The 16,946-nt window shown below is 63.9% G+C and carries 11 protein-coding genes and 4 tRNA genes; all 15 read left to right on the top strand.

What is annotated here, in order from left to right; genetic code table 11:
• The first annotated feature begins 116 nt into the window (after positions 1-116).
• The 15 genes from BKE09_RS07240 (at position 117) to rpoC (ending at position 16,707) form a co-directional block, all read left to right on the top strand.
• Positions 117-1,136 (top strand): cyanophycinase, encoded by a 1,020-nt coding sequence (locus BKE09_RS07240; protein ID WP_075676618.1) that lies wholly within the window; start codon positions 117-119, stop codon positions 1,134-1,136.
• A 122-nt stretch (positions 1,137-1,258) separates the two neighbouring features.
• Positions 1,259-2,275: an isoaspartyl peptidase/L-asparaginase gene (locus BKE09_RS07235; RefSeq protein WP_075675283.1), complete on the top strand. Its 1,017-nt coding sequence runs from the start codon at positions 1,259-1,261 to the stop codon at positions 2,273-2,275.
• A 137-nt stretch (positions 2,276-2,412) separates the two neighbouring features.
• Positions 2,413-2,498 (top strand) — tRNA-Tyr (locus BKE09_RS07230).
• A gap of 24 nt (positions 2,499-2,522) precedes the next feature.
• Positions 2,523-2,596, top strand: a tRNA-Gly gene (locus BKE09_RS07225).
• Between the two features lie 49 nt (positions 2,597-2,645).
• Positions 2,646-2,721: transfer RNA gene (locus BKE09_RS07220), tRNA-Thr, on the top strand.
• 41 nt (positions 2,722-2,762) lie between these two features.
• Entirely contained in the window at positions 2,763-3,953 is a 1,191-nt protein-coding gene (tuf, locus tag BKE09_RS07215; RefSeq protein WP_004154360.1) for an elongation factor Tu, read from the top strand.
• A 102-nt stretch (positions 3,954-4,055) separates the two neighbouring features.
• Positions 4,056-4,131: transfer RNA gene (locus BKE09_RS07210), tRNA-Trp, on the top strand.
• A 49-nt stretch (positions 4,132-4,180) separates the two neighbouring features.
• The gene (gene secE, locus BKE09_RS07205) at positions 4,181-4,594 is read left to right on the top strand and encodes a preprotein translocase subunit SecE (protein WP_075675282.1); all 414 of its coding nucleotides are present in this window, start codon (positions 4,181-4,183) and stop codon (positions 4,592-4,594) included.
• Between the two features lie 10 nt (positions 4,595-4,604).
• The gene (gene nusG, locus BKE09_RS07200; protein ID WP_004154362.1) at positions 4,605-5,165 is read left to right on the top strand and encodes a transcription termination/antitermination protein NusG; all 561 of its coding nucleotides are present in this window, start codon (positions 4,605-4,607) and stop codon (positions 5,163-5,165) included.
• A 258-nt stretch (positions 5,166-5,423) separates the two neighbouring features.
• Entirely contained in the window at positions 5,424-5,852 is a 429-nt protein-coding gene (rplK, locus tag BKE09_RS07195; RefSeq protein ID WP_004145248.1) for a 50S ribosomal protein L11, read from the top strand.
• Between the two features lie 4 nt (positions 5,853-5,856).
• The gene (gene rplA / locus BKE09_RS07190) at positions 5,857-6,555 is read left to right on the top strand and encodes a 50S ribosomal protein L1 (protein ID WP_004154350.1); all 699 of its coding nucleotides are present in this window, start codon (positions 5,857-5,859) and stop codon (positions 6,553-6,555) included.
• Between the two features lie 386 nt (positions 6,556-6,941).
• A complete protein-coding gene (gene rplJ / locus BKE09_RS07180) occupies positions 6,942-7,478 on the top strand; it encodes a 50S ribosomal protein L10 (protein ID WP_005408203.1) in 537 nt (178 codons plus the stop codon).
• A 63-nt stretch (positions 7,479-7,541) separates the two neighbouring features.
• Positions 7,542-7,910, top strand: coding sequence for a 50S ribosomal protein L7/L12 (gene rplL, locus BKE09_RS07175; RefSeq protein WP_014036098.1), 369 nt, complete (start codon positions 7,542-7,544; stop codon positions 7,908-7,910).
• Positions 7,911-8,239: 329 nt separating this feature from the next.
• Positions 8,240-12,394 (top strand): DNA-directed RNA polymerase subunit beta, encoded by a 4,155-nt coding sequence (rpoB, locus tag BKE09_RS07170; RefSeq protein WP_075675281.1) that lies wholly within the window; start codon positions 8,240-8,242, stop codon positions 12,392-12,394.
• Positions 12,395-12,483: 89 nt separating this feature from the next.
• Positions 12,484-16,707 carry a DNA-directed RNA polymerase subunit beta' gene (gene rpoC / locus BKE09_RS07165; RefSeq protein ID WP_004154358.1) on the top strand — a complete coding sequence of 1,408 codons (4,224 nt, stop codon included), beginning with the start codon at positions 12,484-12,486 and terminating at the stop codon, positions 16,705-16,707.
• Positions 16,708-16,946: the final 239 nt, after the last annotated feature.

Here is a 16,946-nt window from a genome sequence, read left to right as displayed (position 1 = left end):
CAGATTTCCGGAATGGGCGCGCGCATTTAACGCCTTTTTTATGTCCTTGACTACTGGGTCCCTATCTGGCAAAGAGTGAAAACGCTTGCAAGTCGATTTTGTTCAGGGAGATCAAGATGCGACGCCTTCACCGGACCCTGCGTACCCCCGTTGCCTGGTTGGCGCTGCTGGTGCTGGCCTGGCCATTGGCCACGCCCGCGCAGGACCTGCAGGGCCCCGGCTTCGCCTACTACGAAGTCGGCGACCTGGAGGCCCCACGCCCCGGCCCACGTGCGCCCGCGATGATGCTGATGGGCGGTGGCGAGTGGGTGCCAGATGCTTTCCAGTGGTGGTTGAAGCAGGCCGGCAATGGCCGTGTGCTGATCCTGCGCGCCTCCGGCGGCGATGAACTGCAGGACCGCCTGTACCGCGAGATCGGCGGCACCACCGCGGTACAGACCCTGGTCTTCGACAGCCGCCGCGGCGCCGATGATCCAGCCGTGCTGCGCGTGGTCGCTGCGGCTGATGCCATCTTCATCGCCGGCGGCGACCAGTCGCGCTACATCCGCTTCTGGAAGGGCACCGCACTCAACCGCGCGCTCAACGCCCATGTGCGCGCCGGCAAGCCGATTGCCGGTACCAGCGCTGGCCTGGCCATCCTCGGCGGCTATGCCTATGGCGCCATGGATGGCGGCAGCATCAGCTCGGCCGGTGCGCTGGCCGACCCGATGGGCAGCGCAGTCACCATGGACAGTGGCTTCCTGCAGATGCCCTACCTGCAGCGCGTGGTCACCGACACCCATTTCGACAAGCGTGACCGCCTTGGCCGCCTCATCGTGTTCGTGGCACGCGCTGCGCAGGACAGCGGCGACCCCGACATCGTCGGCATTGGCGTTGATGAGGACACTGCCCTGTGCGTGGAGCCCGATGGCCAGGCGCAGGTCTACAGCGCTGATGGCGAAGGCAAGGTCTGGGTGGTCAGCCCCGGTCGTGATGCCGACCGCCTGGTCGAGGGCGAACCATTGCGCTTCCATGCCGTTCCGGTGACCGTGGTCGCCAGCGGCAGCCGCATGCGCCTGGATGACTTCCAGGCCGAGGCCGACTACCAGGCCGTGGCCGACGTCAGTGACGGCGAGATTGAAGTCGTGCGCCAGTGATCTTCCCTCCCGGTAGTGCCGGCCGCTGGCCGGCAACTCACCTTCCCTGATGCGACCGGTGCCGGCCAGCGGCCGGCGCCACCCGTGCAATCCCTTCACTACACCTGCTGGAGACGTACCCGATGAAACTGCGCCTGGCGCTGTCCGCGCTGCTGTCCCTGCCATTGCTCGCCCAGGCCGCACCGGCCACGTTGCCGCTGCTGGTCATCCATGGCGGCGCCGGCGTCGAGCGCAAGGACCTGTCGCCGGCAGAAGAAAAGGCCGCGCGCGAAGCGTTGCGCGCCGCACTGCTGAAGGGCCATGCCGAACTGGCGGCCGGTCGCCCGGCGCTTGCAGCAGTCACTGCGGCGATCACCGTGCTGGAGGACGATCCGACCTTCAACGCCGGCAAGGGCGCGGTGTTCACCCATGACGGCCACAACGAGCTGGATGCCGCAGTGATGGACGGCGCCACCCAGGCGGCAGGTGCGGTGGCCGGCGTGCAGCGGGTGCGCAACCCGATCCTGCTGGCGCAGACCGTGATGCAGAAGTCCAGGCACGTGATGATGGTCGGGCAGGGCGCCGAAGCCTTCGCGGTGGAGCAGGGCATTCCTCTGGTTGATCCCTCCTACTTCCGCACGGAGAAGCGCTGGCAGCAGCTGCAGCGTGCGCTGAAGGAAGAGGCCAATGGCCAGGCGCATGCCGACCTGGAGACCGCAAAGCACTTCGGTACCGTCGGTGCCGTCGCGCTGGATGCGCAGGGGCAGCTGGCCGCCGGTACTTCCACGGGCGGCATGACCAACAAGCGCTATGGCCGGGTGGGTGACTCGCCGATCATCGGCGCCGGCACCTGGGCCGATGCGCGCTGTGCGGTATCGGGCACCGGTTGGGGCGAGTACTACATCCGCACCGCGGCCGCGCACGAGATCTGTGCGCGCATGCGCTACCAGGGGCAGACCCCGGAGCAGGCCGGCAAGGGCGTCATCAACGACACGATTCCGCAGATGGGCGGTGACGGCGGTGCGATCGTGCTCGCCGCAGACGGCAAAATGGCCACGCCGTTCAACACCCAGGGCATGTATCGGGGCTGGATCGGCGCCGACGGTGTCCCTCATGTCGCAATTTTCGCCAGCGAGACCCTGCCGGTCCCCGGGCAATAACCTTGCGTATCAATGGGTTTGCGACAACGTGTGAAAAAGATGGAAAAAAGCGTTGACAGCCCCCCGTCCCATCAGCAGAATAAGCGGCTCACCACCACACACCGCAACGCTTCGGCGGCAACGGAATGGGGTGGTAAGGAGGGATACCCAAGCGGCCAACGGGGGCAGACTGTAAATCTGCTGGCTTACGCCTTCGGTGGTTCGAATCCACCTCCCTCCACCAGTTTCACGTTGTGACATTCCCGGCGCGGGAGTAGTTCAATGGTAGAACCTCAGCCTTCCAAGCTGATGGTGCGGGTTCGATTCCCGTCTCCCGCTCCATTGAATGAACTTTGAATCTTATCGAGTTCATGTCATAATGCAAAACTCGGCTCACGTAGCTCAGTCGGTAGAGCACTTCCTTGGTAAGGAAGAGGTCGAAGGTTCGATTCCTTTCGTGAGCACCATCTTAAGCATCACCTCTCAGACGAATTCGAGATAAGCAGCCATGGCCAAGGGTAAGTTCGAGCGCACCAAGCCGCACGTCAATGTCGGCACCATCGGTCACGTCGACCACGGCAAGACCACGCTGACCGCCGCACTGACCAAGATCGGTGCCGAGCGCTTCGGTGGCGAGTTCAAGGACTACTCCTCGATCGACGCCGCGCCGGAAGAAAAGGCTCGTGGTATCACGATCTCGACCGCGCACGTCGAATACGAGTCCCCGGTCCGTCACTACGCCCACGTCGATTGCCCGGGCCACGCTGACTACGTCAAGAACATGATCACCGGTGCCGCCCAGATGGACGGCGCGATCCTGGTGTGCTCGGCCGCTGACGGCCCGATGCCGCAGACCCGTGAGCACATCCTGCTGTCGCGTCAGGTCGGCGTGCCGTACATCGTCGTGTTCCTGAACAAGGCCGACATGGTTGACGATGCCGAGCTGCTCGAGCTGGTCGAGATGGAAGTGCGCGAGCTGCTGAGCAAGTACGACTTCCCGGGCGACGACACCCCGATCATCGCCGGTTCGGCCCGTCTGGCGCTGGAAGGCGACCAGAGCGACATCGGCGTGCCGGCCATCCTGAAGCTGGTCGACGCCCTGGACAGCTGGATCCCGGAGCCGGAGCGTGCGATCGACAAGCCGTTCCTGATGCCGGTGGAAGACGTGTTCTCGATCTCGGGCCGCGGCACCGTGGTGACCGGTCGTATCGAGCGTGGCGTGATCAAGGTTGGCGACGAAATCGAAATCGTCGGCATCCGTCCGGTGCAGAAGACCACCGTGACCGGCGTTGAAATGTTCCGCAAGCTGCTGGACCAGGGTCAGGCAGGCGACAACGCTGGCCTGCTGCTGCGCGGCACCAAGCGTGACGACGTCGAGCGTGGCCAGGTGCTGGCCAAGCCGGGTTCGATCAAGCCGCACACCAAGTTCGAAGGCGAAGTCTACGTCCTGTCGAAGGACGAGGGCGGCCGCCACACCCCGTTCTTCAACGGCTACCGTCCGCAGTTCTACTTCCGCACCACCGACATCACCGGCGCAGCTGCTCTGCCGGAAGGCGTCGAAATGGTGATGCCGGGTGACAACGTCAAGATGGTCGTCACCCTGATCAACCCGGTGGCAATGGACGAAGGCCTGCGCTTCGCCATCCGCGAAGGCGGCCGTACCGTCGGCGCCGGCGTGGTCTCGAAGATCATCGAGTAAGCCTGCAGTACCGGTGGTTGCATAGCGCCGCCGGTTACGCGAATGGCGGGCCGGGAACCTCGGTCCGCCTTCGCCGTCTAAGGGAAGGCAAGTTTTCAACGTACGCCAGTAGCTCAATTGGCAGAGCAGCGGTCTCCAAAACCGCAGGTTGGGGGTTCGAGTCCCTCCTGGCGTGCCATCTGCCCACCTTATCCAGCGGCCTGGGCCGCTAAAGCAGACACAGCCGGATGAATAGCAAGATCGAACACTCCAAGGACAACTCCACCCACGGTGGGGATATCGTCAAGTATGTCGCCGCATCGCTGCTGGTGCTGGCCGGTCTGTTCGTCTGGTTCTGGTTCTCCGCCGACTCTGGTCGCGCCGCCCAGCTGGGTGCGTGGGCAGGTCAGCTGCGTGCGTTGGCGGTCGTGGTCGGTCTGGTTGGCGGTATCGGCGTGTTCATGCTGACCGGCAAGGGGCGCGACACCCGCGAATTCCTCTCCGAGTCGCGCTTCGAACTGCGCAAGGTGGTCTGGCCGACGCGCCAGGAAGCCATCCGCATGACGTGGGTCGTGATCGTCGTGGTGCTCATCCTCAGCCTGCTGTTGGGTGGCTTCGACTTCCTGATCCAGAAACTGACTCAGTGGTTCCTGAGCCGCTAAGGAGAATTGCATGAAGCGTTGGTACGTCGTTCACGCCTATTCGGGCTTCGAGAAGTCGGTGGCGCAGGCTCTGCGCGATCGCATCGTCCGTGACGGCATGGAAGAGCGCTTCGGCGACGTCCTGGTCCCGACCGAAGAAGTGGTCGAGATGCGCGCTGGCCAGAAGCGCCGTTCCGAGCGCAAGTTCTTCCCGGGTTACGTGCTGGTCCAGATCGAGACCCACGAAGAAGCCGGTATCCCGCGCATCGACAACGAAAGCTGGCACCTGGTCAAGGAAACCCCGCGCGTGATGGGCTTCATCGGCGGCACTGCCGATCGTCCGTTGCCGATCGCCGATTCCGAGGCCGAGGCCATCCTGAACCGCGTTCAGGAAGGTGTCGAGAAGCCGCGTCCGAAGGTGTTGTTCGAGCCGGGCCAGATGGTCCGCGTCACCGACGGTCCGTTCAACGATTTCAATGGCGTCGTCGAAGAAGTCAACTACGAGAAGAGCCGCCTGCGCGTCTCGGTGCTGATCTTCGGTCGTGCCACCCCGGTCGAGCTCGAGTTCGGGCAGGTCGAAAAGGCCGTCTGACCCGTCTGTAGAGTCGAGCCATGCTCGACTCCGGACCAGAAACCGGGCCCGGCCCGGTTTCGTTCGTATACCTGCCGCTTCAGGCATGTGAAGAAAAAACCTGTTATAGTGCGCGGCTCCCCGCTGGGAAAGCCAGCAGGACGAGGCCGCCGCAAGGTGGCCTTCAGCATGATTTCAAAACGCGATGCCGGGACGCGTGATTCCCGGTCCGATGGGGAGCCTGTTGTCGAAAGGCGCTAGCACCCGGAGAGCACTCACATGGCAAAGAAAGTTGTCGGTTACATCAAGCTGCAGGTGAAGGCCGGTCAGGCCAACCCCTCGCCGCCGGTCGGTCCTGCGCTGGGTCAGCGTGGTCTGAACATCATGGAATTCTGCAAGGCGTTCAACGCTGCCACGCAGAAGCTCGAGCCGGGTCTGCCGGTTCCGGTGATCATCACGGCCTACTCGGACCGTACGTTCACCTTCATCACCAAGAGCACCCCGGCTACCACCCTGCTGAAGAAGGCCGCTGGCATCTCGTCGGGCTCCAAGCGCCCGAATACCGAGAAGGTCGGCAAGGTCACCCGTAAGCAGCTGGAAGAGATCGCCAAGGCGAAGGAACCGGATCTGACTGCCGCCGACCTGGACGCCGCCGTGCGTACCATCGCTGGCTCTGCCCGTTCCATGGGCCTCGTGGTGGAGGGTTAATAAGATGGCACAGACCAAGCGTGAGAAGGCCATCAAGGCCGCCGTCGTTCCGGGCAAGGCGTACGCCTTCGAGGACGCGATCAACATCCTGAAGAGCGCCACCAAGGCCAAGTTCGTCGAGTCGATCGACGTTGCCGTGCGCCTGGGCGTCGATGCGAAGAAGTCCGACCAGCAGGTCCGTGGCTCCACCGTGCTGCCGGCTGGTACCGGCAAGTCGGTCCGCGTCGCCGTGTTCGCTCCGGCCGGTGCCAAGGCTGACGAAGCCCTGGCCGCTGGCGCCGAAGCCGTCGGTATGGACGATCTGGCCGAGAAGATGCAGGCCGGCGATCTGAACTACGACGTCGTCATCGCGACCCCGGACGCCATGCGCGTCGTCGGTAAGCTGGGCACCGTGCTGGGCCCGCGCGGCCTGATGCCGAACCCGAAGGTCGGCACCGTTTCCCCGAACCCGGGTGAAGCCGTGAAGAACGCCAAGTCGGGTCAGGTCCGTTACCGCACCGACAAGGCCGGCATCATCCACTGCACCATCGGCAAGGCCGACTTCGCCGAAGACGCGCTGAAGTCGAACCTGACCGCACTGCTGCTGGACCTGATCAAGGCCAAGCCGGCCACCTCGAAGGGCACCTACCTGCAGAAGGTTTCGGTTAGCTCGACGATGGGCCCGGGCGTCACCGTCGACCAGTCGTCGCTGACCCTGAAGTAATTGTTTCAAGCGGTCACGGTGCCTTCGGTGCCGTGACCGTGACATTTGAAGGCATCGCTGGCAGTGCATCGCCCGCGGTAGCCGTCAAAGACCGCAGGCGCGGTCGTGGCAATACCGGCGACGGGCACGGAAGCTCGATCTGGCAAGGAGTCGCCGCCGGAGCAGTCATGAGCGCTTAATCGATTCCCCGGAATCACCCTGCGTAGATGGTGCCCTTCTGGAGTTTTTCTGGTTCACGCACGTCTGGGTTTCCCAGGTTGGCCCACTCCAGGTCTAGAACGGCCCACCCCCGGAACATCATCCCGATGTTCCCGGCGTCCAGGACGGATGCCGCACAGGACCGCACACGGCAGGAGCCGTAAGCGGAGTTCAATAGGAGGAGTGCAATGGCTCTCAATCTGTCCCAGAAGCAAGAAGTAGTCGCCGAGCTGGCAGACGTCGCCGCCAAGGCCCACTCCTTGATCGCAGCCGAATACGCTGGCACCACGGTCGCCCAGATGACCGCGATGCGCAAGCAGGCTCGTGAAACCGGTGTTTTCTTGAAGGTTGTCAAGAACACCCTGGCTTCGCGCGCCGTTGAAGGCACCGAGTTCGCAGTCGCACAGGACCAGATGGTTGGTCCGCTGCTGTACGCGTTCTCGCTCGAGGAGCCCGGCGCTGCCGGTCGCCTGATCAAGGAAGCCGCCAAGGGCAACGACAAGCTGAAGGCTAAGGTCGTCGCCATCGGTGGTGAAGTGTTCCCGGCGAGCCACGTCGACGTGCTGGCATCGCTGCCGACCCGCGACCAGGCCCTGGCCATGCTGGCCCGCGTCCTGACCGAGCCGGTCACGATGTTTGCCCGCGCCATCAAGGCCGTTGGCGAGAAGCAGGGTGGTGGCGATGTCGCCGCCGACGCTGCCGAGCCGGCCGCCGAGACCGCCTGAGTTTCGACTTACCGTGGTTCCTGACGGAACCTCAACCCAGAAAATCATCCAAAGGTATTAATCATGTCCCTTACCAACGAACAGATCGTCGACGCCATCGCCGAGAAGTCCCTGATGGAAGTGATGGAGCTGGTCAAGGCCATCGAAGAGAAGTTCGGCGTCTCCGCCGCTGCTCCGGTCGCCGTGGCTGCTGCCGCTGGCCCGGCTGCTGCTGTTGAAGAGCAGACCGAATTCGTCGTCACCCTGAAGACTGCCGGCGAGAAGAAGGTCGAAGTCATCAAGGCCGTCCGCGCCATCACCGGCCTGGGCCTGAAGGAAGCGAAGGACCTGGCCGAAGCCGGCGGCGTCCTGAAGGACAACGCTTCGAAGGACGAAGCCGAGAAGATGAAGAAGGACCTGGAAGCTGCTGGCGCGACTGTCGAAGTCAAGTAAGCAGTTACCTTGCATCGTCACCGATTCACGGCGATGCAGCCAAGGCTGGGGGCGTAAGCCCCCGGCCTTTGGTCGTTGTTGCAGTACCGGTAGGGTCGACTGTTAGTCGACTGTTTCAAAAGCAGGAAAAAGCCCAACACGGGCTGCAGTCAAACCCCGGCAGGCCAGCGCACGGCGCGGCAGCGGGGGAGTGGTAGCAGACGAGTTGGCAGTTGGAAGTAGCGGGAGAAGGCGTGCTGGTGCCGGCAATACCAGCGACTTCCAACTGACAATTTCAAGTTCCCTTCGGATCGTGGGCGCACGATCCGCACAACAAGGTGGAAGACCTCATGACGTCCTATTCGTTCACCGAAAAAAAGCGTATCCGCAAGGATTTCGGCAAGCAGCGCTCGATTCTCGAAGTGCCGTTCCTGCTCGCCATCCAGGTGGATTCCTATCGTGAATTCCTGCAGGAAAACGTCGATCCGGCCAAGCGCACGGACCACGGCCTGCACGCTGCGCTGAAGTCGGTCTTCCCGATCGCCAGCTACAGCGGCAATGCCGCCCTGGAATACGTCGGCTACAAGCTGGGCGAACCGGTCTTCGACGAGCGTGAGTGCCGCCAGCGTGGCATGAGCTACGGCGCCCCGCTGCGCGTGACCGTGCGCCTGGTGATCTACGACCGTGAGTCGTCGACCAAGGCCATCAAGTACGTGAAGGAGCAGGAGGTCTATCTGGGCGAAATCCCGCTGATGACCGAAAACGGCACCTTCATCGTCAACGGCACCGAGCGCGTCATCGTCTCGCAGCTGCACCGCTCGCCGGGCGTGTTCTTCGACCACGACCGCGGCAAGACCCACAGCTCGGGCAAGCTGCTGTACAGCGCCCGCATCATTCCTTACCGCGGTTCCTGGCTGGACTTCGAGTTCGACCCGAAGGACGCGCTGTTCACCCGTATCGACCGCCGCCGCAAGCTGCCGGTGTCGATCCTGCTGCGCGCGCTTGGCTACAGCAACGAAGAGATGCTGGCCGAGTTCTTCGAGATCAACACCTTCCACATCAACCCGGATGAAGGCGTCCAGCTGGAGCTGGTGCCGGAGCGCCTGCGTGGCGAAACCCTGGGCTTCGACCTCGCCGACGGCGACAAGGTCATCGTGGAAGCCGGCAAGCGCATCACCGCGCGCCACATCAAGCAGCTGGAAGCCTCGGGCATCGCCGCCCTGGCCGTGCCGGACGACTACATCGTCGGCCGCATCCTGTCGCACGACGTGGTCGACGCCTCGACCGGCGAACTGCTGGCCCAGGCCAACGACGAGATCAGCGACGAGCAGCTGCAGAACTTCCGCAAGGCTGGCGTCGATGCGGTCGGCACCCTGTGGGTGAACGACCTGGATCGTGGCCCGTACCTGTCCAACACCCTGCGCATCGATCCGACCAAGACCCAGCTGGAAGCCCTGGTCGAAATCTACCGCATGATGCGTCCGGGCGAGCCGCCGACCAAGGATGCCGCGCAGAACCTGTTCCACAACCTGTTCTTCACCTTCGAGCGCTACGACCTGTCCGCGGTCGGCCGCATGAAGTTCAACCGTCGCGTGGGCCGCAAGGAAACCACCGGCGAAGCCGTGCTGTACGACAGCAAGTACTTCGGTGAGCGCAACGACGAAGAGTCCAAGCGCCTGGTCGCTGCCCACGGCGACAGCTCCGACATCCTGGACGTGATCAAGGTCCTGACCGAGATCCGCAACGGTCGCGGCGTGGTCGATGACATCGATCACCTGGGCAACCGTCGCGTGCGTTCGGTCGGCGAAATGGCCGAGAACGTGTTCCGCGTCGGCCTGGTCCGCGTCGAGCGCGCGGTCAAGGAGCGCCTGTCGATGGCCGAGTCGGAAGGCCTGACCCCGCAGGAGCTGATCAACGCCAAGCCGGTCGCCGCTGCCATCAAGGAGTTCTTCGGCTCCTCGCAGCTGTCGCAGTTCATGGACCAGAACAACCCGCTGTCGGAAGTGACGCACAAGCGTCGCGTCTCGGCCCTGGGCCCGGGTGGTCTGACCCGTGAGCGCGCCGGCTTCGAAGTGCGCGACGTGCACCCGACCCATTACGGCCGCGTCTGCACCATCGAAACCCCGGAAGGCCCGAACATCGGCCTGATCAACTCGCTGGCCGTGTACGCCCGCACCAACCAGTACGGTTTCCTCGAGACCCCGTACCGCAAGGTCGTGGACGGCAAGGTCTTTGACGAAGTCGAGTTCCTGTCGGCGATCGAAGAAAACGAGTACGTCATTGCGCAGGCCAACGCCCTGACCAATGCCGACAGCGTGCTGACCGAGCAGTTCGTTCCGTGCCGCTTCCAGGGCGAATCGCTGCTGAAGCCGCCGGCGGAAGTCCACTTCATGGACGTCTCGCCGATGCAGACCGTGTCGATCGCGGCCGCGCTGGTTCCGTTCCTGGAGCACGATGACGCCAACCGCGCACTGATGGGCGCCAACATGCAGCGTCAGGCCGTGCCGACCCTGCGTGCGCAGAAGCCGCTGGTCGGTACCGGCATCGAGCGCGCCGTGGCGCGTGACTCCGGTGTGACCGTGAACGCCCGTCGTGGTGGCGAGATCGTGCAGATCGACGCGGCCCGCATCGTGGTCAAGGTCAACGAGGAAGAGATCGTTGGCGCCACCGACGCAGGCGTGGACATCTACAACCTGGTCAAGTACACCCGTTCGAACCAGAACACCTGCATCAACCAGCGTCCGCTGGTCCAGGTGGGTGACGTCATCGCCCGCGGCGACGTGCTGGCCGACGGTCCGTCCACCGACATCGGCGAACTGGCCCTGGGCCAGAACATGCTGATCGCGTTCATGCCGTGGAACGGCTACAACTTCGAAGACTCCATCCTGCTCTCCGAGCGCGTGGTGGAAGAGGATCGTTACACCACGATCCACATCGAAGAGCTGACCTGCGTCGCGCGTGACACCAAGCTGGGGCCGGAGGAAATCTCCGCCGACATCCCGAACGTCTCCGAGCAGGCGCTGAACCGCCTGGACGAGAGCGGCGTGGTGTACATCGGTGCGGAAGTCCGCGCCGGCGACATCATGGTCGGCAAGGTCACCCCGAAGGGCGAAAGCCAGCTGACCCCGGAAGAGAAGCTGCTGCGCGCGATCTTCGGCGAGAAGGCTTCGGACGTTAAGGACAGCTCGCTGCGCGTTCCGCCGGGCATGGACGGCACCGTCATCGACGTGCAGGTCTTCACCCGCGACGGCATCGAGAAGGACAAGCGCGCCCGCCAGATCGAAGAGTCTGAAATCAAGCGCGTCAAGAAGGACTTCGACGACCAGTTCCGCATCCTGGAAGCCGCCATCTACATGCGTCTGCGTTCGCAGATCGTGGGCAAGGTGGTCAACGGTGGTGCTGGCCTGAAGAAGGGTGACGTGATCACCGACGCCTTCCTGGATGGCCTGAAGAAGGCTGACTGGTTCGCCCTGCGCATGAAGGACGAGGACGCTTCGGAAGCCATCGAGCGCGCCCAGAAGCAGATCCAGGCGCACGAGAAGGAATTCGAGCGTCGCTTCGCCGACAAGCGCGGCAAGATCACCGCTGGCGACGACCTCGCCCCGGGCGTGCTGAAGATGGTCAAGGTGTTCCTGGCCGTGAAGCGCCGCATCCAGCCGGGCGACAAGATGGCAGGCCGCCACGGCAACAAGGGTGTGGTCTCCAACGTGGTGCCGGTCGAGGACATGCCGTACATGGCCTCGGGCGAAACCGTGGACATCGTGCTGAACCCGCTGGGCGTGCCGTCGCGTATGAACATCGGCCAGATCCTGGAAGTGCACCTGGGCTGGGCCGCCAAGGGTCTGGGTCGCAAGATCCAGGCGATGATGGAAGCCCAGGCGGCGGTTGCCGACCTGCGCAAGTTCCTGGACGACATCTACAACCACGACGACACCAACGTGGCCAACCGTGTCGACCTGTCGCAGTTCAGCGACGAGGAACTGCTGCGCCTGGCCCGCAACCTGACCGACGGCGTGCCGATGGCCACCCCGGTGTTCGACGGCGCCACCGAAGCGGAAATCAAGCGCATGCTGGAACTGGCCGACCTGCCGAGCAGTGGCCAGACCCAGCTGTACGACGGCCGCACCGGTGAAGCCTTCGATCGCCACACCACCGTTGGCTACATGCACTACCTGAAGCTGAACCACCTGGTCGACGACAAGATGCACGCCCGTTCGACCGGTCCGTACTCGCTCGTCACCCAGCAGCCGCTGGGCGGCAAGGCGCAGTTCGGCGGCCAGCGCTTCGGTGAAATGGAAGTCTGGGCGCTGGAAGCCTACGGCGCGGCCTACACCCTGCAGGAAATGCTGACGGTGAAGTCCGATGACGTGCAGGGCCGCAACCAGATGTACAAGAACATCGTCGACGGTGAGCACGAGATGGTCGCGGGCATGCCGGAATCCTTCAACGTGCTCGTGAAGGAAATCCGCTCGCTGGCCATCAACATGGAACTGGAAGACAACTGATCCATGCCGGCGCGGCGGCCTCCGCCGCCGCGCCGCTGGCAGTCAACTGAAAGCCCATCGACACAGCATTCCTCCTTCTGGAGAACACCATGAAAGACCTGCTCAACCTCTTCAACCAGCAGCGCCAGACGCTGGACTTCGACGCGATCAAGATCGCGCTGGCCTCGCCGGACCTGATCCGTTCGTGGTCCTTCGGCGAAGTGAAGAAGCCGGAAACCATCAACTACCGTACCTTCAAGCCGGAACGCGACGGCCTGTTCTGCGCCGCCATCTTCGGCCCGGTGAAGGACTACGAGTGCCTGTGCGGCAAGTACAAGCGCATGAAGCACCGCGGCGTGGTCTGCGAAAAGTGCGGCACCGAAGTGACCCTGGCCAAGGTGCGTCGTGAGCGCATGGGCCACATCGACCTGGCGTCGCCGGTCGCGCACATCTGGTTCCTGAAGTCGCTGCCGTCGCGCATCGGCCTGATGCTGGACATGACCCTGCGCGACATCGAGCGCGTACTGTACTTCGAAGCCTACGTGGTGACCGAGCCGGGCCTGACCGCCCTGGAGCGCCGCCAGCTGCTGACCGAAGAACAGTACCTGCAGGCCCGCCAGGAGCACGGTGACGACTTCGACGCCGCCATGGGCGCCGAGGCCGTGTACGAACTGCTGCGCACGATCGACCTGCAGTCGGAAATGACCCGCCTGCGCGAGGAAATCGCCGCTACCGGTTCGGAAACCAAGCTCAAGCGCCTCACCAAGCGCATCAAGCTGATCGAAGCCTTCCTGGAGTCGGGCAACCGTCCGGAATGGATGGTCATGACCGTGCTGCCGGTGCTGCCGCCGGACCTGCGCCCGCTGGTCCCGCTGGATGGCGGCCGCTTCGCGACCTCCGACCTGAACGACCTGTACCGCCGCGTCATCAACCGCAACAACCGCCTGCGCCGCCTGCTCGAACTGAGCGCGCCGGACATCATCGTGCGCAATGAAAAGCGCATGCTGCAGGAATCGGTCGATGCGCTGCTGGACAACGGCCGTCGTGGCCGTGCCATCACCGGCACCAACAAGCGCCCGCTGAAGTCGCTGGCCGACATGATCAAGGGCAAGCAGGGTCGCTTCCGCCAGAACCTGCTCGGCAAGCGCGTCGACTACTCGGGCCGTTCGGTCATCGTGGTCGGCCCGTACCTGCGCCTGCACCAGTGCGGCCTGCCGAAGAAGATGGCGCTGGAGCTGTTCAAGCCGTTCGTCTTCGCCAAGCTGCAGCGTCGTGGCCTGGCCACCACCATCAAGGCCGCCAAGAAGCTGGTCGAGCGCGAAGAAGCCGAAGTCTGGGACATCCTGGAAGAGGTCATCCGCGAGCATCCGGTGATGCTGAACCGTGCACCGACCCTGCACCGTCTGGGCATCCAGGCGTTCGAGCCGGTGCTGATCGAAGGCAAGGCCATCCAGCTGCACCCGCTGGTCTGCACCGCGTTCAACGCCGACTTCGACGGTGACCAGATGGCCGTCCACGTGCCGCTCTCGCTGGAAGCCCAGCTGGAAGCGCGTGCGCTGATGATGTCGACCAACAACATCCTGTCGCCGGCCAACGGCGAGCCGATCATCGTGCCGTCGCAGGACGTCGTGCTGGGTCTGTACTACATGACCCGCTCGCTGGAAAACAAGAAGGGCGAGGGCATGGCCTTCGCCAACATCGCCGAAGTGAAGCGTGCCTACGACAACCGCGTGGTGGAACTGCACGCGCGCGTCAAGGTCCGCATCACCGAGGTGGTGACCGACGAAGACGGCGTCAAGCAGAACAAGACCTCGATCGTGGACACCACGATCGGCCGCGCCCTGCTGGCTGAAATCCTGCCGGAAGGCCTGCCGTTCGCGCTGGCCAACACCGAGCTGACCAAGAAGAACATCAGCCGCCTGATCAACTCCAGCTACCGCCAGCTGGGTCTGAAGGACACGGTCGTGTTCGCCGACAAGCTGATGTACACCGGCTTCGCCTACGCGACCCGCGCCGGCGTTTCGATCGGCATCGACGACATGCTGATCCCGGACGAGAAGAAGGGCATCCTCACCGAGGCCGAAGCCGAAGTGCTGGAAATCCAGGAGCAGTACCAGTCGGGTCTGGTCACCGCCGGCGAGCGCTACAACAAGGTGGTCGACATCTGGTCGCGCACCAACGAGCGCATCGCCAAGGCGATGATGGACACCATCGGTACCGAGAAGGTGGTCAATGCCAAGGGTGAGACCATCGACCAGAAGTCGATGAACTCGCTGTACATCATGGCCGACTCCGGTGCGCGTGGTTCGCAGGCGCAGATCCGTCAGCTGGCCGGCATGCGTGGCCTGATGGCCCGCCCGGACGGCTCGATCATCGAGACGCCCATCAAGGCGAACTTCCGCGAAGGCCTGAACGTGCAGGAGTACTTCAACTCCACCCACGGTGCCCGTAAGGGTCTGGCCGATACCGCGCTGAAGACCGCAAACTCGGGTTACCTGACCCGTCGTCTGGTCGACGTCGCGCAGGACGTGGTGATCACCGAGGTGGATTGCGGTACCACCGAAGGCCTGATCATGACCCCGATCGTGGAAGGCGGCGACGTGGTCGAGCCGCTGAAGGATCGCGTGCTGGGTCGCGTGGTTGCCGAGGACGTGTTCCTGCCGGGCAACGACGAAGATCCGATCGTCACCCGCAACACCCTGCTGGACGAAGCCTGGGTCGCCAAGCTGGAAGACGCCGGCGTGCAGAGCATCAAGGTGCGCTCGACGATCTCGTGCGAATCGGCCTTCGGTGTCTGCGGTCGCTGCTACGGCCGCGATCTGGCCCGTGGCCACCTGGTCAACATCGGTGAAGCGGTCGGCGTCATCGCCGCCCAGTCCATCGGTGAGCCGGGTACCCAGCTGACCATGCGTACGTTCCACATCGGTGGTGCGGCGTCGCGAGCTGCTGCGGTCGACAACATCACCGTCAAGACCACCGGCTCGGTGAAGTTCAGCAACCTCAAGTCGGTCGAGCACGCCAACGGCTCGCTGGTGGCAGTGTCGCGCTCGGGCGAAATCTCGGTGCTCGATGCCCACGGCCGTGAGCGTGAGCGTTACAAGCTGCCGTACGGTGCGACCATCACGTCCAAGGACGGTGATGCGATCAAGGCTGGCCAGACCGTGGCCAACTGGGATCCGCATAACCACCCGATCGTGTCGGAAGTGGCCGGCTTCATCCGCTTCATCGACTTCGTCGACGGCATCACCGTCATCGAGAAGACCGACGAGCTGACCGGCCTCGCTTCGCGCGAAATCACCGATCCGAAGCGTCGTGGTACCCAGGCCAAGGACCTGCGCCCGATCGTGCGCATCGTCGACGCCAAGGGCAACGACCTGTCGATCCCGGGCACCGACCTGCCGGCGCAGTACCTGCTGCCGCCGCGTTCGATCGTCAACCTGCAGGACGGCGCCCCGGTGGGCGTGGGCGACGTCGTCGCCAAGATCCCGCAGGAAGCGTCGAAGACCCGCGACATCACCGGTGGTCTGCCGCGCGTGGCCGACCTGTTCGAAGCGCGCAAGCCGAAGGATCCGGCGGTGCTGGCCGAGCGTTCGGGCATCATCAGCTTCGGCAAGGACACCAAGGGCAAGCAGCGCCTGATCATCAAGGACACCGATGGTTCGGAGCACGAAGAGCTGATCCCGAAGTACCGCCAGGTCATCGTGTTCGAAGGCGAGCATGTCACCAAGGGTGAAACCATCGTGGACGGCGAGCCGAGCCCGCAGGACATCCTGCGTCTGCTGGGTGTCGAACCGCTGGCGGCCTACCTGGTGAAGGAAATCCAGGACGTGTACCGCCTGCAGGGCGTGAAGATCAACGACAAGCACATCGAGGTGATCACCCGCCAGATGCTGCGCAAGGTCGAGATCACCGACCAGGGCAGCAGCAAGTTCCTGAACGGCGAACAGGTGGAGCGTCAGCGCGTTATCGAGGAAAATGCGCGCCTGTCGACCCGCAACGAGCTGCCGGCGCACTTCGATCCGGTCCTGCTGGGTATCACCAAGGCGTCGCTGGCGACCGAGTCGTTCATCTCGGCCGCTTCGTTCCAGGAAACCACCCGCGTGCTGACCGAAGCGGCCGTCCGCGGCACCTCGGACAACCTGCGTGGCCTGAAGGAAAACGTCATCGTGGGTCGCCTGATTCCGGCCGGTACCGGCCTGGCGTACCACAGCAACCGCCGCCGCGGCGCTTCCGGTCTCACCGAGTCGGAAATGCAGACTCTGGCCGGTACCCCGGCTGCGGTCGAGGCGCCGGTGGTTGAAGCCGAAGCTGAACAGGCGTCGGGCGAAGAATGAGGTATCCGGTCCGGCCGCAAGGCCGGACCACCCCATCGGTCCATCGATGGGATTGGGAAAGGGCAGGGGAGATCGTCCGCGATCGACCCTGTCAACCTGAACGGGGTACATGGAGGCCCCCCAGTAACGTCCCGGGATCAGGGACGGGCTTGACAGGAGGCGTTTGACTGCTTTCCTGGCAGGTTGCTACAATCGTCTGTCTCAGCAGGCCAAAATTTCGGCCTGCTTTAACATTTCCG

The sequence above is a fragment of the Stenotrophomonas sp. TD3 genome (assembly GCF_001939825.1).
GTDB lineage: Bacteria > Pseudomonadota > Gammaproteobacteria > Xanthomonadales > Xanthomonadaceae > Stenotrophomonas.
The sequence above is the reverse complement of the archived record's forward strand: the minus strand, read 5'-3'. Positions and strand labels throughout refer to the sequence as shown.